This window comes from Croceitalea sp. W27, from assembly GCF_055693185.1.
Window position 1 is genome coordinate 924817 of the sequence record NZ_CM146327.1, and the last position, 22334, is coordinate 947150.

A 22334-nucleotide genomic window follows, 5' to 3' on the forward strand; every position below is an offset into this window, starting at 1 on the left:
TGATGCCGTGTCTTATTTTTTCGCAGCAAACCACAAAGGATTCTATTGCAACCCAAAAGGCAGACTCCTTATCCACAGAGCTTAAAGGAAAGGGAATTGTTGTAGAAGAAGTAACTTATCAAAAACAAATTAATCCACTTGCACCGAGCAAAGCTGCTTTTTTATCCGCCATTCTACCGGGTTTGGGTCAAATTTATAATAAACGGTATTGGAAAGCTCCAATTGTATGGGCGGCAATAGGAACAGGTACATATGTTTACTCCTTCAACAATACAGAATATAGCCGTTATAGAGATGCGTTTAAAAGAAGAAAGGCCGGCTTTTTTGACGATGAGTTTTATGACATCAATAACAGTGGTATTGTAATTAACAATCCTGATGTGTCCGATGAGGCCTTAGAAGATGCCCAAAATCGATTTCAAGAACAGCGAGATTTGGCCCTACTTGTGACTATTTTACTATATACCTTAAACGTTGTGGATGCAAATGTCGATGCGCATTTAAAACAATTTAATGTTGACGACCGCTTATCAATGGATTTTAAACCTTTTTTAGACTACAATCAAATCACGGCCCAACCCAATTATGGAATGGCGCTGGTTATTAAATTTTAAAATATGCGAATTGCTCTGTTCGGTTATGGTAAAATGGGAAAAATGCTAGAGCAAATAGCCGTATCTCGTGGACATTCTATCGTAGCCAAAATAGATGTGGGCACAAAGGCTATTGACTTTAACAAAATGGATGTAGCCATTGATTTTAGCACTCCTGATGCTGCTTATGGTAACATCAAAAGCTGCTTTGAGAATAGTGTTCCTGTTATCTCTGGAACTACGGGCTGGCTCTCAAAATTTGATGACGCAATAGCCCAGTGTACTGAAAATAATGGTGCTTTTATTTATGCTTCAAACTTTAGTTTAGGAGTAAACATTTTTTTTGAGTTGAATAAACAATTGGCTAAAATGATGGCAGGTCTTAAAGATTATTCAATTGCTATGGAAGAAATACACCATACACAAAAGTTGGATGCCCCTAGCGGAACTGCAATAACACTTGCTGAAGGAATTATTGAAAATTCTGAGTATACGAACTGGAAGATGGAAAATAATCAAGAAAATACTATTCCGATTACGGCGAAAAGAATAGGAAAAACACCTGGTACGCATACAATAAGCTATGATAGTGCAGTGGATAGTATAGAAATCAAACATACAGCACATGGTAGAGAAGGCTTTGCTCTTGGTGCCATTATCGCTGCGGAATGGTTGGTTGATAAAACAGGAGTCTTTACAATGAAAGATGTGCTAAATCTAAGTTAAATCGTAACAAAACCTATCTTTGTTAGTCTAAAAATGAGCACTCAGATGTAAAGCCCCAAGTCAGGGTTTAAAATATTTAAATCTCGAGAATCGAGTTAAAAGTTTTTTTATGAACGGTACACAGTGGATTCTTTTTATCCTTATTATACAAGTAATTCATTTTCTAGGAACCTGGAAGTTATATGTAAAAGCGGGCAGAAAAGCGTGGGAAGCTGCTATTCCGGTATACAATGCTATTGTTTTGATGCAAATTATCAATCGCCCAAAATGGTGGGTGATTTTACTTTTTATTCCCATAATAAATTTACTGATGTTTCCCGTAGTTTGGGTAGAAACTATTAGGAGTTTTGGTAAAAACAAGTTATTGGATACGTGGTTGGTAATTCTAACATTAGGCTTATATATCTACTACATTAATTATGCAGAGGATGTAAATTATATTGAAGACAGAAGCCTAAAACCTAGGTCAGGTCTTGGTGAATGGGTTAGCTCTATTGTTTTTGCAATAGTGGCGGCAACTTTGGTGCACACTTACTTTATTCAACCTTATGTAATACCCACGGGTTCTTTAGAACGTACACTCCGTGTTGGTGATTTCTTGTTTGTCAGTAAGTTTCATTTTGGAGCAAGAGTGCCAATGACCGCTGTTGCGGCACCTATGGTTCATGACACCATTCCAGTTATTAAAAAAAGGTCGTATTTAAATAAACCTCAGCTGCCTTATATGAGGTTGCCCGGTTTTCAAACGCCTAAGAAGAATGATATTGTGGTATTTAGTTGGCCGGCAGATACCGTAAAGCAGTTTTTCGTAAAGTCTAAAGGAGTTAAAAAGCCTATAGACAAAAAGTCCAATTACGTAAAACGTTGTGTTGGCACACCAGGCGATTCTCTTGAAATCATTGATGGCTTTGTGCATATAAATGGTAAGAAACTTGTTTTATCAGATCGTGCAAAGGTAATGAGCGATTATACCATTTATGCTCAAAAAGGGGTCTCTAGCCGTTTATTAGAAGAAGTTGGTGCCGACGATTACAGTCGAAAATATATCGCCTCCAGCATTAATCAAAATCAGTTGAATCTGCTTCGTCAAAGCGGTTTTCAAGTTGGCGCCGATGAAAATAATAGGCCTATCATATACACTGATAAAAAGGGAATTTCCCCTGAAATTATTAGACAGCTACGCCTTTCTTTAAAAGAAGAAACTCCTAGAGCAAGAATGGCCAATATGACCCAAGACATGGTCAAAGAGTTGAAAAAAAATCAAAATATTGATTCCATAGTTATGGAAATCATCCCCAAAGGGCAAGCTGGTTATAACGTTTTTCCTCAAAGTGCGTATTACAAATGGAACGTTGATAATTTTGGTCCCATTTACATTCCTGAAGAAGGTGCCACTGTAGAAATAAATGCTAAAACCATTCCTTTCTACAAAAAAATTATACGCGATTACGAACATAATGAGGTAAAAGTAACGGGAAATAAAGTCTTTATAAACGGTAAGGAAGCCAACTCTTACACGTTTAAACAAGATTATTATTGGATGATGGGAGACAATAGAGACCATTCTGAAGATAGCCGTGCCTGGGGTTATGTTGCTGAGGACCATATTGTTGGAAAACCAGTTTTTATCTGGATGAGTTTTGACAATTTTGATGAAGGAATATCGAATTGGAAGTTTAGATGGGATAGAATTTTCACTACTGTCGGTGGAAGTGGAGAACCAAAATCTTATTTCAAATACTTTATCGGACTTTTAATTGCATGGTTTGTTTTTGATTTCTTTAGAAAAAGAAGAAAGTCTAAAGCTGAATAATATTGAAAAATATTCTTCATCCAGTCTATTTTCCCAATATAGCAACTATGGCCATTGTAGTTGACAATGACATTGTATGGGAAGTGAATGACAACTTTCAAAAGCAAACCTATAGAAACAGATGTTACATCTGTACGGATCAAGGTAAACATATGCTCACAATACCTATTCAACATGTGGGCGGAAACCAGGGTAGACAAAAATACAAAGATGTAAAATTGGATAATTCGTCAAACTGGCAGCGTCAGCATTGGAGAACTTTGCAAACCGCTTACCGCACGTCCCCTTTTTTTGAATTTTATGAGGATGATTTGGCGCCAATTTTTGAAAAACCCACTACATACTTATTAGATCTTAATTTCAAGACCATTGATTTTTTAAGTGACAGTTTGGGAGTAGAAAATCAAAATAATAAAACGTTAACTTATAATGTTTCAATTGAAAAGGATACAGATCTAAGACATTTTGTGAGTGCCAAACAAAAAATACAATTTAAACAGCCAACCTATAATCAGGTTTTTGGCGACCGACACGGTTTTATAGAAAATGTTAGCATATTAGATTTACTTTTTAACGAAGGTCCAAATTCTCTTTCTTACTTGCAGAAATTAAACCACCAAATCTAGAATATCGCTACTTTATGCGTAATGTTGCTTTTATAGGATAATGATCGGATAGTTTAACATCATAGTTCTGATGTTCTAAAATTTCAAAAGAATCATCTGCCAAAATATAGTCTATTCGCATTGGCAATCCTTTTAAATCATAGGTGCGGCCAAAGCCTTGACCTGCTTCTAAAAAAGAATCCTGAAAATCTCCTTTTAAAGTGTTATAAATATTTGAAAACTGAGTATTGTTAAAGTCACCTACAAAAATTGTTTTATGATTGGTGTTAGTGTGGTGCTCTTTGATAATGTCAATTTGATCTTTCTGTAGCTTAATTACCTTTTTAAGCCTCCCAAATAGTCTTTTTGAATTTTGATTTTTAAAGGTATTGACTTCTGGGGATATTTTAAATGACTGTAAGTGCAAGTTATAAATTCTTAGGGTATCTTTCTTTATCAAAATGTCAGCATAAATAGCACTATTTGCGCTCTTAGGGAATTCTATTGGCTCGACTTTTAAAATAGGGTATTTGGAATAAACTGCCTGTATAACCCTTCCGGTATTCTCGCCATATACAAAATCAACAAATTGATAAGTATACTGACTAAGCTTATCACTGCGCTTCATAGCATGATAAAATTCTTGAAAGCATATGATATCAGCATCTTCTTTATTAACAAAATCTATAATTAAACTATCTACATTATTTTTATCAATAGACTTAAACTTATTGAAATTGCGAGTATTAAATGTCATCACGGTAAAATCTCCTTTGCCAGCCTTCACAGAAGGCTCACCAAACTTATATATTGGTAAAAGCACAACATAGGAAATAACTAAAAGAACCGCAGATAACCAAAAAAAACGCTTTCTTTTCAGTAGCCAGTATAGCATTAATAGAATATTCAAAACAACCACTAGAGGCACAATCAATGAGAGAACGGCAAAGATTGTATACTTTTCAGCTGGTAAATTTTCCGCAAAAAATGATAGCAGCAACAAAAAAGCGACACCATAATTAAACAACAAAATAAACTTCTGAAATATGGAAAGTTTCTTCAAAGTATTAATTTTCTTTACCTGCTTTAAACAAAAAATCCTTTTCTTTTTTTGATAAACTTTCGTAACCGGATTTACTTATTTTATCTAAAATAGCATCTATTTTTCGTTGGTTTGCCTGCTTGTCATAATCGGCTTTATTTGCTCCTTTTTGGTTGGCATTTTTATAAACGGTTTTTAAAGGTGCTTTCTTTTCTTTTGGTTTAAAAATATTCGATAAACTATCCAACAGTTTGGTAAAACCAATACCAATATCATTGCCTTTTAATAATTGTCTTGCGTAAAGATATCCTAAAACTGCTCCTCCAAGATGGGCAATTCTTCCTCCAATATTTTGTCCTGAAGAAATCTGTACCAAATCTACTAAGACAAAGAACAGGCCTACATACCATAATTTCACATTAAAAAAAATAACGCGTACCTCTTGATTGGGTATGTAGGCGCAGATAAAAATAAGAACAGCCGTAACTCCGGCAGAAGCTCCTATCAACGCGGTATTGGTGGTCGTAAGAGTAGGAAATACATTATAACTTAACATAAAAAGCAGACCACCTAATAGTACTCCTAAGAAATAAACATTGACAAAACGTTTATTGTCAAATAAATTCAAGAATATTTTGCCTGTAAAATAGAGCATGAGCATATTCCAAAAAAGATGTCCAATACCAGCATGAAAAAAAGAATAGGTTACTAAAGACCATGGCTGGGTGAAGAAAGTGATAAAATCTTCGGGCAACTCAAACCATTTTACAATTCCCTGACTAGAAAACCCCAATAAAGCAATGGAAAGGCCGTTTAGCAAAAAAACCAAAACGTTTATAGCGATAAGCTTCTCGGCAATATTTAATCTAGCAAATTGATATTTTATACCTCCATTCACCATATTAGTTCCAACGGTTTTTATTAAACTGATTCTTCTTCCAATACCACATCATTATAAAACCGACGAGCGCTCCTCCAATATGGGCAAAATGAGCAATACCCGTACCTGTATTTGTAACTCCAAAAATTAAATCTCCAAGTATAATTAAGGGTACAAAGTACTTCGCTTTAATCGGTATCGGCAAAAATATCATCATAAGTTCCGCATTAGGGTACATAAAGGCAAAAGCGACCAATACACCATAAACCGCCCCTGAGGCCCCTACAGCTGGTGTACTAAAGGCTGCAATCATACTGTCAACAGAACTTTGAGAAGTTATATTATACCAATCTGGACTATATTTTCCTCGAGAAATGATATCCAAGACTTCATTTTTGGAGACCCCTGCCTCTACCAGAGCAGTTAAACCATCATTAAAAAAGTAATAGTTGGATGCCAAGTGAAGTGCCGCTGCACCCAAACCAGCAGAAAAATAAAAGAATAAAAACTTGTTCTTGCCCCACGCTCTTTCTAACGGAGAACCAAAAGCCCAAAGCCCGTACATATTAAATGCAATATGCATTAATCCACCGTGCATAAACATATGGCTAACTACCTGCCAAAGTTGAAAATTTTCGTTTTCTGGAAAATACAGTGAGAACCACAGATACAACTGATCACCATATAATTGCGTAGCAATAAAGAATATTACATTAATTATGATAAGATGTTTAATAGCTTCTGTTAATCTTCCCATTTAATTAAATTTAGTATCAATCTCATTTGAAGAAAGTGTAATGAATGTCTGTTTTTGAAATGGACTTAAGTTCGGTTCTTTACACCCGAACAAATCATTTACCAACGCAATTTGAGAATCTTGTTCTAATGATTGACCTGTCTTAATAGACAAACTTTTACAAAGGGTTCTTGCCATTTGTTCTGCCTGCGAATAGCCCTCTCTTTGGTAACCTTCAGAGAAATCTCGCAACAACTCATGTAAAACTAAATCTATGCCGCTCTCGGTCATTAAACTCGGTATTCCTGTGACTTTGATGGCATCTTGACCAATACTCAACATAAATCCTAAACTGGATAAACTGTCCTTTATATTTTCTAATATGGAAATCTCTTTTTTCGTAAAGTTAAGTTCTATCGGAAAAAGTAATTGTTGGCTAACGGCTTCTTTTACAGTAATGTCCTGAAGAAATTTTTCATACAGCACGCGCTGATGGGCCCTACTCTGGTCTATTACCACCATACCCGACTTAATGGTTGTCACAACATACTTTCGTTTTAATTGAAAGGTAATTTGTTGCCCTTGGGCGGTATCATCTTTACTTTCAAAAATCTCAGGAGTGTTTCCATCCGACTCAAATTCAATACTGCTAAAACTATCGGAATTAATATCACCATATAAATTTTCCCAACCTTCTACACTATTTTTTCTATAAGAAGAACCTTGCTTACTTATAGTTTTAACCTCTGCAAAAGGATTAAAATTATTATCTACAACCACTTTTGGCAACACTGCTTCTTTTTGCTGGTACGCATATGGAGTGTCTAGATTTCGATTACGTTCAAAATCTAAAACCGGGGCCACGCTAAATTGCCCTAAACTATGTTTGACTGTAGAACGTAAAATCGCGTATAAGGTATTCTCGTCATCAAACTTCACCTCGGTTTTTGTTGGATGAATATTGATGTCTATTGATGAAGGGTCTACCTCTAAATTTAAAAAGTAACCCGGATGAACATCCTTTTTAAGCAAACCTTCAAAAGCCGCAACAACGGCATGATGCAAGTAGGGGCTTTTTATAAACCTTCCATTGGCAAAAAAGAATTGTTCTCCCCTACTCTTTTTCGCAAACTCTGGCTTACTTATAAATCCGGAGATCTTTATAATTTCAGTTTCCTCTTCAACCGGCACCAAACGCTCATTAATTCGAGCTCCAAAAACATGAACAATGCGTTGGCGAAAATTTTCTGAAGGAAGATTGAACAATTCAGAACCATTATTATAATACCGAAACGCAACGGATGGATGTACCAAGGCGACTCTTTGGAACTCATCTGTAATATGCCTGAGTTCTACTTGGTTCGACTTTAAAAAATTGCGTCGTGCAGGAATATTAAAAAAAAGATTCTTAACCGATATCGAACTTCCCTTTGGAGTAACCGCGACTTCTTGTGATACTACATTACTGCCTTCTATCTTAATATGTGTACCCGTTTCTTTGTTTTTCGTTCGAGTCTGCAAGTCTACATGCGCAATCGCCGCTATTGAAGCTAAAGCTTCACCTCTAAATCCTTTTGTTCTTAAATTAAATAAGTCTTTGGCCGAAGAAATTTTTGAAGTGGCATGCCGTTCAAATGAGAGTCGGGCATCCGTTTCGCTCATTCCGATTCCATTATCGACAACTTGAATAAGCGCTTTACCACCATCTTTTACAATAAGCTTTATCTCGCTTGCCCCGGCATCAATAGCATTCTCCAATAACTCCTTTACAACCGATGCTGGCCGCTGCACCACTTCACCTGCAGCAATTTGGTTCGCCACATGATCCGGTAAAAGTTTAATGATGTCCGCCATTAGGGCATATAAAATATGGATAAATCGAAATCGATGATAAAAAGAAAGATCAAAATCAGCACCCCTAAAATGACCAGAAAACGAGTTTTTACGTTCCTGTCACCTTCCGTTTTTAAGTCTTGAAAGGCAGATGAAAATTTATTTTTTAATCCTCTTGTAGTACTTGCCGTACTTCGAAATTTATCAAGTTTGTGTTCAATTTTATACGGATTACCCTCGCCCTTGTAATAGCGTGGGGTATAGTTAAAACTTTTATTTCCTCTAAGTCGTAGAAACTTGCGCATAAACTCCTTTTCCGTATATACTCAAAGGTACTTAAAATAGAAAAAACGTATGACCGCCCGTTCACAAAAAATGTTAACAGAAAGTACTTTTATAAGATTCTGAAATTATTTGCCTAAAGTGGCCATCTGTATGGCGGCAATGGCAGCTTCTATGCCCTTATTACCATGTTTACCTCCACTGCGATCAATCGACTGTTGTAGTGTATCGTCAGTCAGCACACAAAATATCACCGGTACATCGAACTTTACGTTCAAATCTTTAATTCCCTGAGCGGTCGCTCCGCAAACATAATCGAAGTGACTAGTTTCACCTCTTATCACACTTCCTATTGCGATTACGGCATCTACATTTTGGGTCTGAATGATTTTTTTACTTCCGAACACCAATTCGAAACTTCCAGGAACATTCCAACGGACAATGTTTTTTTCAGTAGCTCCACAATCAATTAGGGCAGCAAACGCCCCTTTAAAAAGCTGTTCAGTGATATTATCGTTCCATGCAGAAACAACGATCCCAAACCGAAGATTTTTCGCATTTGGGATTTCATCTTTATTGTAAACCGATAAGTTTTTTATCTCGGTAGCCATATGCTACTTCTTTGCGAAGCCTATTAAAGCATCTATATTATTAGCTTCAGGAGCTTTTGAAAATTCATCTTTGATACGTGTAAAGTACTGCAAAGCTTTATCTGTATAGCCCAAATCTGTTGCTATAACACCAGCTTTGTAAAGAAAACGTGGTGTAGTATAATCATTACTATCATGCGCTACCGCTTTTTCATAGTAATCCAACGCTTCTTCAGGTTGTTCAAGCTGCGCAAAAGCATCCCCTATTCCTCCTTTTGCCAATGCTCCAAGAATTGCATCATCAGAAGAAAAGTTTTCGAGATAAGAAATCGCTTCTTGGTAGTTCTGCTGATTTAGATATGCCATTCCCGCCGAGTACGTCGCCAAGTTTGCTGCTTTAGTACCTTTATACTCATCGATAATATCTAGAAAACCATATTTACCCTCTGCCCCATTAAGAGCTAAGTTAAGCAGTGAATCCTTTGCGGTTTCATCTACCATTGCCTGGTCAAAATATTGTTGCGGATAGTAAAGCTCGTTTGCCGCATTTGCTTCTTTTGGTGTCTGCACAAATTGTGTATAGGCCAAATACCCCAAAACACCAAGAGCCACAGCACCTATAACACCCAAGATATAGTTCTGATTTTTAGAAACCCATGCTTCGGTTTTAGATGCACTTTCATCAAGTGTACTAAAAACCTCTGCAGTAGTACTGTTCTGTTCATCGATTTCTATTTCTTCCGCTTTATTCTTTGGCTTAAAGCCGCGCTTTTTATATGTCGCCATTCTTCATTTTATTAATCGCGCAAAAATAAAGGTTTTATCCAAAACCGAAAGGCAAATTATTCGTTATTTTTGCTAGCTGCTATCATTTAAAATCGTAAGATTTTCGAACCACCTATGTTTTTAAAACGCTTATCCTTAGTAAACTATAAAAATTTTGATTCAAAAAACTTAGATTTTGACCCTACCATCAACTGTTTAGTGGGTAAAAATGGAATCGGCAAAACCAATATTCTAGATGCTATCTACCACCTTTGTTTCGGTAAAAGCTACTTCAACCCCGTTGCAACACAAAATATTAAGCACGGTACCGAATTTTTTATGATCGACGGGGAATTCGAAAAAAATGACCGTGAAGAAAAGATTGTTTGCAGCTTTAAAAAGGGAATGAAGAAGGTCATTAAACGTAATGGCAAGGCTTATGATAAGTTTTCAGAGCATATTGGTTTTCTTCCCTTGGTTATAATATCTCCGGCCGATAGAGATCTTATTGTTGAAGGAAGCGATACACGAAGAAAGTTTATAGATGGCGTAATATCACAATCGGACAAGGCCTATCTTCAAACCCTAATAAAGTATACTAAAATACTAACCCAGCGTAATTCGCTATTAAAATACTTTGCCGTCAATAGAACTTTTGATAAAGATGCTTTATCTGTCTACGATGAGCAGTTACATACCTTCGGAACTGAAATATTTAAAAAACGTTCACAATTTTTAGAAAGTTTTATTCCAATCTTTCAAGAACAGTATGCGAATATTTCCAAAAAAGAAGAAGGTGTATTATTGGCCTATCAAAGCAAACTTTTAGAAAATAGTTTAAGTGACTTGCTAACCAATTCCATAGAAAAAGACCGTGCGTTGCAATATACTAGTGTCGGTATTCATAAAGATGACCTCGATTTTACCATCGATGGCTATCCCATTAAAAAATTCGGTAGTCAAGGGCAGCAAAAATCTTTTTTAATTGCTTTAAAGCTGGCGCAATTTCATTTCATAAAAGAGCAGGCCAAAACCACACCGATTTTATTGCTTGATGATATTTTTGATAAATTAGATGAAACCCGGGTCGCTCAAATAGTGGCTTTGGTAGATAATGATGAATTCGGACAACTGTTCATTAGCGACACTCACGCAGATAGAACTGAAAAAGTGGTGAAAACCATCAACCAGAGTCACAAAATATTTAACTTGTAATATGAGATATTTTGCTTTTTTGATTTTTATAACCCTAATTACCGGATGCACCTCGCCGATAGCGAAAGAAAAGCTGAATATCCTAAACGGCTATTGGGAAATTACAGAGGTTGAATTTGCAGATGGTCAAAAGAAAACCTACAAGGTCAACCCTAGCGTAGACTATATCGAACTGAAGGAAATGAAGGGATTCAAAAAAAAGGTACACCCTAAATTTGATGGCACTTATGACACTTCTAATGACGCAGAACTTTTCACCTTGGTAGAAAAGGATGGTGTTTTCGTTTTCTATTACAAAAACGACCTAAGTGAATGGCATGAAAGACTAATCGTATTAGAAGAAAATCAATTTTCTATCACTAACGAAAATGATATCACCTATACGTACAAAAGGTACGAACCCATAAAAATAGAATAATGGCCAAACGATACAATTCACATATGAATTTGGGTGAAGCCTTAAATGAGTTCATTCAACAAAACAAACTTCAAAAAGGAATAGATAAGGTAGATGCCCGTGAGGCCTGGGCAAAATTGATGGGCAATGGCGTCAATAATTACACTACACAGGTAGAGTTACGAAACGAAACACTATTTGTATCGCTTTCTTCGTCTGTGCTTCGGCAAGAGCTCAGCATGGGAACTTCTAAAATTATCACCCTTTTAAACGAAGAACTAGGAAAAGACTTGATTAAAAAATTGGTATTACGCTAATAAAAAAGCCATTCTGTTTTAGAATGGCTTTTTATATCTATCAAGAGAACTGTATTAGTATACTTCTCTTCCCGCAAAGTGAAAAGAACCTTCTATAGCGGCATTTTCATCACTATCTGAACCATGCACCGCATTTTCACCGATACTGGTAGCAAACAATTTACGAATGGTACCTTCTGCAGCTTCGGCAGGGTTGGTAGCACCGATTAATGCACGAAAATCTTCGACCGCGTTATCTTTTTCCAATATAGCCGCAACTATAGGGCCTCTTGTTATAAACTCTACAAGCTCCCCAAAAAATGGACGCTCACTATGCACGGCGTAAAAGGCTTTTGCATCTCTTAAACTAAGTTGGGTATATTTCATAGCCACAATTTTAAAACCTGCAGCTGTAATTTTTTCTAATATCGCACCAATATGTCCATTTTCAACGGCATCTGGTTTAATCATGGTAAACGTTCTGTTTCCTGTCATTTTCTAAAATTTTGCGCAAAATTACGCTTTTTCGTTTGCCATGCAAGATTAATGAGCTTTGTTTTAGCTCATAAAAGATGTGCTCATTGACATTTAAATGAACTATTGACTAGCTTTTCTTACACATCCCACTAAATCCAATTACAAGAAAACAACATAGTGCAGTTGCATTTTCTGGCCTATCTAATGGTGACAAAATAGCTTATCAAAAGTATACACTCTGTTATATTATTGTATCTTTGCCCGCATGAATTCGACAGATATCGCTACTGTTAAGTCCCTTCTTGCGAAGCCTCAAAAAATTGTAATAATACCACATAAAAATCCTGATGGAGATGCCATTGGTTCCTGTTTGGCCTTAGCCCATTTTTTAAAGGCAACCGGTCAAAATCCGATGGTTATAGCGCCGAACGATTACCCAAAATTTTTAAAATGGTTGCCCAGCGATAATCTTATTTACAATTTTGAACATCAAAATTCACAATCAAAAAAGCTTATTGAAGAAGCGACCTTAATTTTCACCCTAGATTTTAATCATTTCTCTAGAACCGGGCAATTAGAACCGCTTTTAGCAGCTTCAAAAGCTGACTTTATAATGATTGACCACCACCAACAACCAGATACTTATGCCAGAGTTACCTATTCTGACGTAAATATGAGTTCTACCTGTGAAATGGTCTATAATTTTATTGAGGCACTTGACGGTACCGATAAAATTTCAAAAGATATTGCCACTTGTTTGTACACCGGTATTATGACCGATACGGGCTCGTTCAAATACTATTCCACCACCAGCAAAACACATCGCGTAGTTGCCAATTTAATTGATAAGGGTGCTGAGAACATGACAATTCATCAGCAGGTTTTTGATACTAATTCACCGGCAAGATTGCATTTGCTAGGAGTTGCTTTAAACAACTTAAAGATTCTTGAAGAATACAACACCACATACATTACACTGAGCCAAGAAGAGCTGGACAAGCACAATTACAGTAAGGGCGACACAGAAGGTTTCGTTAATTACGGACTTACTTTAGAGGGCATTAATTTTGCCGTTATTTTTATTGAAAATAAAGAAGAAGGTATCATAAAAATATCATTTAGATCTATTGGGGAGTTTTCTGTAAACGAATTTGCTCGAAACCATTTTAACGGAGGAGGGCATACTAATGCTGCGGGAGGAAGAAGTGAGGTTTCTATTGCCGAGACCACAAAATATTTCGAATCGCTTTTAGAGAACTATAAATTACAACTTCAATAATGAAATATTTAAGTTTCATATTAGTTTTACTAGTATTATTGGGCTGTGAAGGTCCTAAACCCAGAAAACCTGTTCAAGTAAAATCGACAAGCTTTTACAAAGAGTCTATTGAACGGAGCAAAAAATTATTGGCCAAAGAAGAAGAGTTGATCAAAAATATCATCAAAAAAGATTCGACTAGAACATACATCACAAGTTCATATGGGTTTTCGTATTTCTATGAAGTTGAAGGTCAAAACAACGATTACACTCCTAAGACTAATGACGAAGTCGTTTTTGCTTACACAGTGATGAATTTAGCTAACGATACCATTTATAAAGCAGAAGATATTGGAGTGGTGCAGCACGCTATCGATAAATCACAATTATTTCCCGGTTTAAGAAACGGCTTAAAATTGATGAAAGAATTAGATAAAATCACTTTTTTGTTTCCATCTTCACAAGGCTATGGCTACAAAGGTGATGGCAATAAAATTGGGCCCAACACTCCGATAAAAACAAGTGTACAGCTAATTAGAATTAAAAAAAATAAAGACAGTCTAAATTTAAATTAAGAATAATGAAAAAAATAGTTCTCGGTGTATTTCTGGTAGCACTAGCATTTAACGCCTGTAAATCTAGTAAGTATGCAGATTTAACGGATGGTATTTATGCGGACATACAAACAACACAAGGTGACATTGTGGTCAAATTATACCATAATGCAACCCCAGTTACAGTAGCTAATTTTGTATCGCTTGCCGAGGGCAATAGTCCCTTTGTTACCGACAGTTTAAAAGGCAAAAAATATTATGACGGTCTAACTTTTCATAGGGTCATGAAAGACTTTATGATTCAAGGCGGAGACCCCCTTGGAACAGGTAGGGGAAATCCAGGGTATAAATTTAAAGATGAGTTTGTAGACTCGCTTAAACATTCGCAAAAAGGTTTGCTTTCTATGGCAAATAGTGGTCCTAAAACAAACGGAAGCCAATTTTTTATCACACACAAACCTACACCTTGGTTAGATGGTAAGCACACTGTTTTTGGTGAAGTTGTAAAAGGTATTGAAGTAGTCGATTCTATTGCTAATGTAAAAGTGTTAGCGGCGAACAAACCAGAAGTTGACGTCGTTATGAATAAGGTTGAAATTATCAGAAACGGTAAAGAAGCCAAAAAATTCGACGCCGTTCAGGTAATGACAGATTATTTCAAAGAAGATGAGGCCGCAGTGGCCGCTTTTGAGAAAATGAAATCCGATTTGGCCGCTGAATTCAAAGCTGAAGAAGCCAAAGCTGAATTAACAGATTCTGGGCTTATGATTTTACCAAAAGAGATAGGTGATGGTCAAAAACCTAAAATCGGCCAAAAAGTACTAGTTTCTTATGCTGGGTATTTAATGAAAGATGGCACGTTGTTCGATTCCAGTGATATGGAATTGGCAGAAAAGTTTGGAATACTTAATCCAGGGCGAAGAGACCAAGGCATGTACGGGCCTACACCAATGGACTATAGCCCTGAAGCCCGTTTAGCCGCAGGTTTTAGAGAAGGATTGTTAACAATGAAGGTTGGTGATAAAATACGTTTGTTTATACCCCCACATTTAGGCTATGGTGATAGAGATTACGGTCCAATCCCCGGTGGCTCTACTCTGGTATTTGATTTAGAGATAACCGGTATAGCGGAATAAGGCTTGTGAAATTAAATGCCAAAACTGGATTAGCATTTTCCATCATTCCTCAAATAATTTTTGTGAAGTGGTTTGGGGCTTATCCAGAATTGGTCGAAAAATATTATAGCGAAGGAATCTATCCGATTATCTCAAAATTTTTGAGACTTCTTTTCGGTTGGGTTCCTTTTTCTATGGGCGATATTTTTTATACCCTGATAGGTGTAGCAATTATTAGATATATTTATTTAAACGCGAAATCGTTCCGAAAGAAGCCAAAAAGATTATTGCTCCATCTTGGCTACACACTATCCATTGCCTATTTCATATTTCATTTGTTTTGGGGCATGAATTATTATAGACTGCCGGTTAATGAAAAATTAGGATTTGAAGTTGAATATACTAAAGAAGAGTTAGTGAACTTCAGCTTAGACATGATTGGTTTTACGAACCATTTACAGATGCAGATTACTAAAGATAGCCTGCAGCCTGTCAACATCCCTTATTCAAATAAAGAAATCTATCATAAAACCTTGAAAAGTTATGATGCTGCTACTAAAAAAGCATTTCCGAATTTTGAATACGAGAATCCTAGCTTAAAATCCTCTCTCTATTCAACTCCATTAACTTATATGGGCTATGGTGGCTATTTAAATCCTTTTACCAATGAAGCACAAGTAAATGCACTAATACCTAAGCTCAGATTACCTTCTGTAAGTGGTCATGAAGTGGGTCACCAATTGGGTTATTCTTCAGAGAGCTCAACAAATTTCATAGGGCTTGTAGTGACATATAGCAATCCCGACCGGTATTTTAAATATGCAGCGCTTACACATATACTTGCCTACTGCCTTTCAGATTTAAAAGAAAAAGATGAAGCAGCATTTGAAATGGTGCTGACCAAACTTAATGAAGGTATCAAGCAAAATTATCGAGAACTGACTGCCTTTTGGGAACAATATCAAAACCCAACGGAGCCAATTTTTAAGTCTATTTTCAATACTTTTTTAAAAGCCAACAATCAAGAAGAAGGAATTCAAAGCTACAACGCCGTGGTAGGCTTATTGATCAATACCGATAAAAATTATTGGTATACCCTTTATCGGAATGAATCCTATTTGCAGAAGTGAGCACGTTCTGCTACCTTAGGGGGAACTAATTCAATCTAACACAATATGAAAATGCGACTTCTGACGCTTGCCCTACTTTGGTGTGGCGCGACCCTGTTTGCACAAGACTACTTCCCCGAAAATGATGGTGTAAAATCAAAGAACAACAATTACTATGCGTTCACTAATGCTAAAATTTATGTAACGCCAACACAGGTTATCCAAAATGGAACTTTACTAATCCAAAACGGAAAAGTAGTTCAAGCAGGCAGTTCGGTATCAATACCCAAAAATGCCGTAGTAGAAAATTTAGATGGTAAATCCATCTATCCCTCTTTCATCGATGTCTATTCCAAATTTGGCGTTGAACAACCTAAACGAAAACCTGGAGGAGGACGTTCTCCCCAATATGAAGCTGAACGGGATGGTTTTTATTGGAATGACCATATCATGCCAGAAAATGCGGCAATAGCTAGTTTTAAATATGATGATAAATCGGCCAAAGAACTACGTAAAGCAGGCTTTGGAGTTGTAAATTCTCATATTCATGATGGTATCGCTCGTGGAACCGGAGTTTTAATAGCTTTAAATGGTGAAGGCACGGACGCGAACCGTATTTTAGATGATAAGTCAGGTCAGTTTTTTTCACTTACCAAAAGTGTTACCAAAAGACAGTCTTACCCAACTTCGTTAATGGGCGCTCTGGCCTTGATGAGGCAATTTTATAAAGATGCCGATTGGTATGCGCAAGGCAATTCAGATACCAAAGACCGTTCTATTGAGGCTTTGTTAGAAAATAAGGGACTAGTCCAATTTTTTGAGGCAAAAGACAAAGGACATGTGCTAAGGGCCGATAAAATCGGTGACGCAAACGGTATACAATATGTAATTTTAGGAGGAGGGAATGAATATGAGCGTATCGCTGAAATAAAAGCTACCAATGCTAAACTGGTAATTCCCGTTAATTTCCCAAAAGCCTACGATGTTTCCAACCCTTATCAAGCGGGCTATGTTTCACTTGCAGATATGCGTAAATGGAATCAAGCCCCAAGCAATCCAAAAGTATTGGCGGAGAATGGTGTAACTTTTTCCCTGACCCCGTACAGTTTAAAATCGCCTGGCGCCTTTAAAGAAATGGTATTGAAAGCCATACAATATGGCCTACCAAAAAGTAAAGCCTTAGAAGCCTTAACCACTGTACCGGCCCAGATACTTGGCAAAGGCAATAGCTTAGGAAGCTTAAAACCTGGAGCGTACGCTAACTTTTTAATTACTTCAGGAGATATTTTTGAAAAATCTACCACCCTTTATGAAAATTGGGTGCAGGGCAACAAAAATGTTATTGAAGATAAAGACATAAAGGATATTAGAGGGGTTTATGATTTAGCCGTACAGGGAAAAACATACACTCTTGATATATCTGGTAAAAGTGACAAACCAAAAGTTGAGGTAAAACAAGACACCCTTAAATTAACTTCAAAAATAGCGTATAATGCTAATTGGTTAGATTTAAGCATTACTACAAAAGAAAAGGCTGAAATTTATCGTATGACCGCCGCTGTTACGGCAGCCTCCGACAACCTGAGCGGAAGGTTGATATTACCAGATGGCACGGAAAGTTCATTTACGGCAATTAAAAAGTCAGATTTCGAAGAAAAGAAAGACCGAAATAAGGATGCCTTACAAGCGCCAAAAATAATGCCGGTTACCTACCCTAATTTAGGTTATGGATACGCTCAAAAACCAAAATCGGAAAGTGTACTGTTTAAAAATGCTACAGTTTGGACGAGCGAAGATGCCGGTATTCTTGAAAATACCGACGTGCTCATTAAAAATGGTAAGATTGCTAAAATTGGGAAGGATCTAAGTGCAGGAAACGCCAAAGAAATAGATGCCTCCGGAAAACACCTGACTGCAGGAATTATAGACGAACATAGCCATATTGCGGCTTTGGCCGTTAACGAAGCTGGACATAATAGTACCGCAGAAGTAAAAATGGAAGATGTAGTCGATGCTGAAGATATAAAAATCTATCGCTCTCTAGCTGGCGGGGTTACTTCTTTACAACTACTTCATGGTTCGGCAAATCCTATCGGAGGTAGGTCCGCGATTATAAAATTAAAATGGGGAGAGGAAGCGGACGGACTCATTTATGACAATTCTCCAAAGTTCATCAAGTTCGCCCTTGGTGAAAACGTCAAGCAATCCAACTGGCAAAGTTTTTCACGATTCCCGCAAACCCGTATGGGTGTGGAACAGGTTTTTATGAACTACTTTCAAAGAGCCAAAGAATATGATACTAAGAAAAAGGCAGGTCAACCCTACCGATACGATGAAGAAATGGAAGTACTTGCCGAAATACTGAACGGTGAGCGTTTCATCAGCTGTCACTCTTATGTGCAGAGTGAAATTAATATGATGATGAAAGTTGCCGAAAAGTTTGGGTTTCGATTAAATACCTTCACCCATATCTTGGAAGGTTACAAAGTAGCCGATAAAATGGCGGCCCATGGCGCCGGGGCAGGAACATTTAGTGATTGGTGGGCCTACAAATACGAAGTAAACGATGCCATACCCTACAATGCGGCAATTATGCAAAAACAAGGGGTTACCGTTGCCATAAACAGTGATGACAGGGAAATGATTCGAAGATTGAACCAAGAAGCAGCAAAAACAGTAAAATATGGTGGTATGACGGAACAAGAAGCTTGGAAAATGGTAACCATAAACCCGGCTAAACTTTTACATTTAGATGAAAGGGTCGGTAGCATCAAAGAAGGAAAAGATGCAGATGTTGTGCTTTGGTCAGGTCACCCCATGTCCATTTATAGCAAAGCCGAAAAAACCTTGATCGAAGGTGCTACTTATTTTGATTTGGAACAGGACAAACAGAAACGGTTGGCCATTAAAAAAGAACGGACCGAGTTGATAGATATGATGCTGAAAGAAAAATCTGGAGGTGGCAAAATGCAAGGTCCTAAGCAGAGTGTAAAAAAGAATTTCACTTGTGAAACTTTGTAAGCATGAAAAATCTAAAAGAAAACAAGGTATTTAAAACGAATACAATGAAAACGAAATTATTTTCAATTATAGCATTTGCTTTTTTTATTGGGCTTCAAGCACAACAAACACCAGCTCCTGCTCAGACTGAAGCCATTACTATAGAAGGCGCGACCGCGCATTTGGGTAATGGGGAACTTATAGAAAATTCGTTGGTAATTTTCGAAAATGGCAAACTTACTTTTGTAGGTAGTGCAACAAATAAAATTGCCAGAAAAGGAAAAGTTGTAGATGCAAAGGGCAAACATATTTATCCCGGTTTTATAGCTCCTGCAAAAACTTTGGGGCTTATTGAAATCAATGCGGTACGTGCTAGCAACGACCAAGATGAAATTGGGGATATCATACCCCATGTGCGCAGCATCATTGCCTATAACGCGGAATCTAAAGTGGTGGAAAGTATGCGGCCCAACGGAGTTTTATTGGGTCAAATAGCACCTACTGGAGGACGCATTTCAGGCACCTCATCAATCGTTCAGTTTGATGCATGGAACTGGGAAGACGCAGCCATAAAAACAGATGATGGGGTGCATTTAAACTGGCCGAGAAGCTTTAGGCAAGGAAGATGGTGGATGGGAGAAGACCGGGGATATAGACCTAATAAAGAGTATCAAAAACAGCTAGATGATGTAGTAAGCTTTATGAAAAATGCCATGGCCTATGGCAAGAGTACTACAAAGGAGGTGAATCCGGCATTCGCGGCAATGCAGGGAATTTTTAACGGAACCCAGAAGTTATATATCTATGCAGACGGGGAAAAAGAAATTATTGATGCCGTTAATACTGCAAAAGCTAACGGGGCTAAAGAAATTGTGCTTGTTGGTGGTTACCATGCCTATAAGATTACCGACTTTTTAAAGAAAAATAACATTCCTGTGCTTGTGCAGTTTACCCATAACAATCCGGTATTTGATGACGAGGATTATGATTTACCATTTAAGCTGCCTAAACTTTTAGTAGATAGTGGTCTATTAGTGGGCATACAGAACACAAACGCCTCCAATTTTCAGACGAGGAACCTGCCTTTTTACGCCGGGCAAGTAGGTCAGCAAGGGCTAAATAAAGAAAAAGCCTTGCAATTGATTACAGGTAATACGGCAAAAATATTGGGAATCGCAGATAACTACGGCACCTTAGAAGTTGGGAAAAGTGCTACTTTATTTATTTCGGAAGGCGATGCTTTAGATATGAGGGGAAATCAATTGACCCATGCTTTTATAGATGGCAGAAACATTTCATTAGAAACCCACCAAACCAAACTTTGGAAGCGCTATCTAGGCAAGTATGAGGGGGAATAAAACTTTGTTTTTATGTAAGTTAAATAACCTATATGGCTGTATATAAGCATATTTTACATTCATATAAACAAGTTGTGGTGCATTTAAAGCTAGTACTAAACATAATATTTACCAAAAACAAACCTACTGTATGGATTTCTATAAATTAGAGCCATCTATTACTCATAGAGATGGAGTCGTGTCTACTTCAGTTCGAGCAAGTCAAGAGATGATTGAAAAATATCAACTTGAAGAAAATTTTACTAGACATAAAATGTGGTCAAACAATCCCAAGATGAAACTAGTCATACATGATAAACCTGGACTAAAAGTAAGGTTTTCTGATATACATTATTGGGAATCTAATCAACCATCTGCTTCATTTTTAGTCTTAAATGACATTTTCAAAAAATTGTTAAAAACATTTACAATAAGCGAACATACATTTTATTCAGCTGAAATAAGTTATAAAACGTTGAATAAGAAGTATTGGGTTTTACATGTCATAAATAATGCGCTAACAGATTTAAACTTTTCAAAAAGTCAATTTGAATATTACCATGTAATAGAGAGAAAAGTAATTCAAGAACTAGAAATAGGAGAAATAAAAAACATTGAACAATGGGATTCCTATTTAAAGAAACGTGAAAGACTTACAATTCTTAGACTAAAAAAAGCCTACTATGAAAATGATTATGACATTTTTTCTACTTCTACCGCAGGGATTCTGATCAATGAAACAGTAAAAGAGGCAATTGAATCATCAGAGTTGGATGGTTATGAAATAAAAGAATTTAACAAATATGAAATTACTATTTCTCCTAAATAAGATAATTCAAATAAATAATATTGAAATTGTAAAAAACGACACCACAACACTGTATAAAAGCAATAAGCCGGATTGGAATTCTAAAGAACAATTGTCAAAATAGCGCACCATTTCAATCGTTGTCAAATTAACTTGTGCTGGCGGAACTAATTTCGCTTCATCAGAAAGAAATTGGAAGATGGTGCGCTATTTCAAGCCGGAAAACCCCATTTTTTTTATTAAATTTCAAGAAACAACGGCCTTACTGCGTTTATACAATACCGTTGTGCTTCATTAAGAGAACCCAAAATAACCAATGATAAAATTCTTCAGGAAAATTAGACAAAACTTACTTATGGAAAATAAAACCGGAAAGTACTTTAAGTACGCAATCGGAGAAATTATACTTGTTGTTATCGGAATTTTAATCGCTCTGTCTATTAATAATTATAATGAAGAAATAAAGAATCGAGCATTTGAAAAAGAAATACTTCAGCAAATACGAGCCAACTTAATTAAAGACAAACTCACTTTAGAAGCAATACAGACTAATTTTGAAAATGCTATGAATTCCACAGATAAGATTTTAAAATCTGAATGGACAACCAATGAAAAAGATAGTTTAAAATATTGGATGTCTGATATAGTACGATTTGATCGATTTCAACCCTTAACAAATGCCTTTGAGGTTGCGAAATCGAAAGGACTTGACCTCATCTCAAATAAGCAGTTGAGATTTGTTATTGGAGCATACTACGATGACGAAATAAGACGAGTAGTAAAAGCTATTGAAGATATCGAAGAAACCTTTAAGAATGATTGGATATATATTATAAGAAAAGAAACAAAAGAGTTCAAATTTGGGCAATTCGTTGTTCTAAAAGATCTGTAGCCTTCCCTAAA

23 protein-coding genes are annotated in these 22334 nt (G+C 36.6%); 15 read left to right on the forward strand and 8 right to left on the reverse strand.

All coding sequences use genetic code 11. The features are described 5' to 3' along the window. Positions 1-2: 2 nt before the first annotated feature. The 4 genes from ACZ1GR_RS04160 (at position 3) to ACZ1GR_RS04175 (ending at position 3758) form a co-directional block, all read left to right on the forward strand. Complete coding sequence (locus tag ACZ1GR_RS04160; protein WP_472610973.1) at positions 3-614, forward strand: DUF5683 domain-containing protein; 612 nt, start codon at positions 3-5, stop codon at positions 612-614. A 3-nt stretch (positions 615-617) separates the two neighbouring features. Then, positions 618-1319 (forward strand): 4-hydroxy-tetrahydrodipicolinate reductase, encoded by a 702-nt coding sequence (dapB, locus tag ACZ1GR_RS04165; RefSeq protein ID WP_472610974.1) that lies wholly within the window; start codon positions 618-620, stop codon positions 1317-1319. A 109-nt stretch (positions 1320-1428) separates the two neighbouring features. Then, positions 1429-3132 carry a signal peptidase I gene (gene lepB / locus ACZ1GR_RS04170; protein WP_472610975.1) on the forward strand — a complete coding sequence of 568 codons (1704 nt, stop codon included), beginning with the start codon at positions 1429-1431 and terminating at the stop codon, positions 3130-3132. Positions 3133-3134: 2 nt separating this feature from the next. Then, positions 3135-3758: a WbqC family protein gene (locus tag ACZ1GR_RS04175; RefSeq protein ID WP_472610976.1), complete on the forward strand. Its 624-nt coding sequence runs from the start codon at positions 3135-3137 to the stop codon at positions 3756-3758. Positions 3759-3765: 7 nt separating this feature from the next. Here ACZ1GR_RS04175 and ACZ1GR_RS04180 read toward each other — a convergent pair whose 3' ends face one another. From ACZ1GR_RS04180 to ACZ1GR_RS04210, 7 genes are all read right to left on the reverse strand, one after another. Continuing rightward, positions 3766-4800 carry an endonuclease/exonuclease/phosphatase family protein gene (locus ACZ1GR_RS04180; protein WP_472610977.1) on the reverse strand — a complete coding sequence of 345 codons (1035 nt, stop codon included), beginning with the start codon at positions 4798-4800 and terminating at the stop codon, positions 3766-3768. 4 nt (positions 4801-4804) lie between these two features. Continuing rightward, on the reverse strand, positions 4805-5680 hold the full coding sequence (locus ACZ1GR_RS04185) for a rhomboid family intramembrane serine protease (protein WP_472610978.1): 876 nt from the start codon (positions 5678-5680) through the stop codon (positions 4805-4807). Position 5681: 1 nt separating this feature from the next. Next, entirely contained in the window at positions 5682-6416 is a 735-nt protein-coding gene (locus ACZ1GR_RS04190) for a rhomboid family intramembrane serine protease (RefSeq protein WP_472610979.1), read from the reverse strand. Beyond that, a complete protein-coding gene (mutL, locus tag ACZ1GR_RS04195) occupies positions 6417-8249 on the reverse strand; it encodes a DNA mismatch repair endonuclease MutL (RefSeq protein ID WP_472610980.1) in 1833 nt (610 codons plus the stop codon). It abuts the gene before it with no gap. Then, positions 8249-8533, reverse strand: coding sequence for a riboflavin synthase subunit beta (locus ACZ1GR_RS04200; protein ID WP_377767829.1), 285 nt, complete (start codon positions 8531-8533; stop codon positions 8249-8251). Before ACZ1GR_RS04200 ends, mutL begins: the two co-directional genes overlap by 1 nt. A gap of 105 nt (positions 8534-8638) precedes the next feature. Next, positions 8639-9121 carry a 6,7-dimethyl-8-ribityllumazine synthase gene (ribH, locus tag ACZ1GR_RS04205; protein WP_377767828.1) on the reverse strand — a complete coding sequence of 161 codons (483 nt, stop codon included), beginning with the start codon at positions 9119-9121 and terminating at the stop codon, positions 8639-8641. 3 nt (positions 9122-9124) lie between these two features. Next, entirely contained in the window at positions 9125-9886 is a 762-nt protein-coding gene (locus ACZ1GR_RS04210) for a tetratricopeptide repeat protein (RefSeq protein ID WP_472610981.1), read from the reverse strand. 114 nt (positions 9887-10000) lie between these two features. Here ACZ1GR_RS04210 and recF point away from each other — a divergent pair, with 114 nt between their 5' ends. Genes recF through ACZ1GR_RS04225 form a run of 3 tightly spaced genes read left to right on the forward strand, consistent with a single transcriptional unit; the run spans position 10001 to position 11794 of the window. Further along, positions 10001-11080, forward strand: coding sequence for a DNA replication/repair protein RecF (recF, locus tag ACZ1GR_RS04215; RefSeq protein ID WP_472610982.1), 1080 nt, complete (start codon positions 10001-10003; stop codon positions 11078-11080). Position 11081: 1 nt separating this feature from the next. Continuing rightward, positions 11082-11498, forward strand: coding sequence for a hypothetical protein (locus tag ACZ1GR_RS04220; protein ID WP_472610983.1), 417 nt, complete (start codon positions 11082-11084; stop codon positions 11496-11498). Then, a complete protein-coding gene (locus tag ACZ1GR_RS04225) occupies positions 11498-11794 on the forward strand; it encodes a DciA family protein (protein WP_377767824.1) in 297 nt (98 codons plus the stop codon). Before ACZ1GR_RS04220 ends, ACZ1GR_RS04225 begins: the two co-directional genes overlap by 1 nt. A gap of 54 nt (positions 11795-11848) precedes the next feature. Here ACZ1GR_RS04225 and ACZ1GR_RS04230 read toward each other — a convergent pair whose 3' ends face one another. Continuing rightward, entirely contained in the window at positions 11849-12268 is a 420-nt protein-coding gene (locus tag ACZ1GR_RS04230; RefSeq protein ID WP_472610984.1) for a nucleoside-diphosphate kinase, read from the reverse strand. 247 nt (positions 12269-12515) lie between these two features. On the opposite strand from ACZ1GR_RS04230, the gene ACZ1GR_RS04235 reads away from it, so the two are divergent. The 8 genes from ACZ1GR_RS04235 (at position 12516) to ACZ1GR_RS04270 (ending at position 22323) form a co-directional block, all read left to right on the forward strand. Next, on the forward strand, positions 12516-13529 hold the full coding sequence (locus ACZ1GR_RS04235; protein ID WP_472610985.1) for a DHH family phosphoesterase: 1014 nt from the start codon (positions 12516-12518) through the stop codon (positions 13527-13529). Then, on the forward strand, positions 13529-14083 hold the full coding sequence (gldI, locus tag ACZ1GR_RS04240; protein ID WP_472610986.1) for a gliding motility-associated peptidyl-prolyl isomerase GldI: 555 nt from the start codon (positions 13529-13531) through the stop codon (positions 14081-14083). Before ACZ1GR_RS04235 ends, gldI begins: the two co-directional genes overlap by 1 nt. Positions 14084-14088: 5 nt before the next feature. Further along, positions 14089-15198, forward strand: a complete 1110-nt coding sequence (locus ACZ1GR_RS04245; protein ID WP_472610987.1) for a peptidylprolyl isomerase — start codon at positions 14089-14091, stop codon at positions 15196-15198. 62 nt (positions 15199-15260) lie between these two features. Beyond that, positions 15261-16307, forward strand: a complete 1047-nt coding sequence (locus tag ACZ1GR_RS04250; RefSeq protein ID WP_472610988.1) for a DUF3810 domain-containing protein — start codon at positions 15261-15263, stop codon at positions 16305-16307. A gap of 45 nt (positions 16308-16352) precedes the next feature. Further along, entirely contained in the window at positions 16353-19307 is a 2955-nt protein-coding gene (locus ACZ1GR_RS04255; protein WP_472610989.1) for an amidohydrolase family protein, read from the forward strand. Between the two features lie 44 nt (positions 19308-19351). Then, positions 19352-20644 (forward strand): amidohydrolase family protein, encoded by a 1293-nt coding sequence (locus tag ACZ1GR_RS04260; protein WP_472610990.1) that lies wholly within the window; start codon positions 19352-19354, stop codon positions 20642-20644. A 130-nt stretch (positions 20645-20774) separates the two neighbouring features. Beyond that, entirely contained in the window at positions 20775-21452 is a 678-nt protein-coding gene (locus ACZ1GR_RS04265; protein WP_472610991.1) for a hypothetical protein, read from the forward strand. A gap of 334 nt (positions 21453-21786) precedes the next feature. Then, positions 21787-22323: a DUF6090 family protein gene (locus ACZ1GR_RS04270; RefSeq protein WP_472610992.1), complete on the forward strand. Its 537-nt coding sequence runs from the start codon at positions 21787-21789 to the stop codon at positions 22321-22323. The last annotated feature ends 11 nt before the right edge of the window (positions 22324-22334 follow it).

Coding starts and splice junctions, on each gene's coding strand:
- ACZ1GR_RS04160 (WP_472610973.1), top strand. CDS start 3: ATGCCGTGTCTTATTTTTTCGCAGCAAACCACAAAGGATTCTATTGCA.
- dapB (WP_472610974.1), top strand. CDS start 618: ATGCGAATTGCTCTGTTCGGTTATGGTAAAATGGGAAAAATGCTAGAG.
- lepB (WP_472610975.1), top strand. CDS start 1,429: ATGAACGGTACACAGTGGATTCTTTTTATCCTTATTATACAAGTAATT.
- ACZ1GR_RS04185 (WP_472610978.1), bottom strand. CDS start 5,680: ATGGTGAATGGAGGTATAAAATATCAATTTGCTAGATTAAATATTGCC.
- ACZ1GR_RS04190 (WP_472610979.1), bottom strand. CDS start 6,416: ATGGGAAGATTAACAGAAGCTATTAAACATCTTATCATAATTAATGTA.
- mutL (WP_472610980.1), bottom strand. CDS start 8,249: ATGGCGGACATCATTAAACTTTTACCGGATCATGTGGCGAACCAAATT.
- ACZ1GR_RS04200 (WP_377767829.1), bottom strand. CDS start 8,533: ATGCGCAAGTTTCTACGACTTAGAGGAAATAAAAGTTTTAACTATACC.
- ribH (WP_377767828.1), bottom strand. CDS start 9,121: ATGGCTACCGAGATAAAAAACTTATCGGTTTACAATAAAGATGAAATC.
- ACZ1GR_RS04210 (WP_472610981.1), bottom strand. CDS start 9,886: ATGGCGACATATAAAAAGCGCGGCTTTAAGCCAAAGAATAAAGCGGAA.
- recF (WP_472610982.1), top strand. CDS start 10,001: ATGTTTTTAAAACGCTTATCCTTAGTAAACTATAAAAATTTTGATTCA.
- ACZ1GR_RS04220 (WP_472610983.1), top strand. CDS start 11,082: ATGAGATATTTTGCTTTTTTGATTTTTATAACCCTAATTACCGGATGC.
- ACZ1GR_RS04225 (WP_377767824.1), top strand. CDS start 11,498: ATGGCCAAACGATACAATTCACATATGAATTTGGGTGAAGCCTTAAAT.
- ACZ1GR_RS04230 (WP_472610984.1), bottom strand. CDS start 12,268: ATGACAGGAAACAGAACGTTTACCATGATTAAACCAGATGCCGTTGAA.
- ACZ1GR_RS04235 (WP_472610985.1), top strand. CDS start 12,516: ATGAATTCGACAGATATCGCTACTGTTAAGTCCCTTCTTGCGAAGCCT.
- gldI (WP_472610986.1), top strand. CDS start 13,529: ATGAAATATTTAAGTTTCATATTAGTTTTACTAGTATTATTGGGCTGT.
- ACZ1GR_RS04245 (WP_472610987.1), top strand. CDS start 14,089: ATGAAAAAAATAGTTCTCGGTGTATTTCTGGTAGCACTAGCATTTAAC.
- ACZ1GR_RS04255 (WP_472610989.1), top strand. CDS start 16,353: ATGAAAATGCGACTTCTGACGCTTGCCCTACTTTGGTGTGGCGCGACC.
- ACZ1GR_RS04260 (WP_472610990.1), top strand. CDS start 19,352: ATGAAAACGAAATTATTTTCAATTATAGCATTTGCTTTTTTTATTGGG.
- ACZ1GR_RS04265 (WP_472610991.1), top strand. CDS start 20,775: ATGGATTTCTATAAATTAGAGCCATCTATTACTCATAGAGATGGAGTC.
- ACZ1GR_RS04270 (WP_472610992.1), top strand. CDS start 21,787: ATGGAAAATAAAACCGGAAAGTACTTTAAGTACGCAATCGGAGAAATT.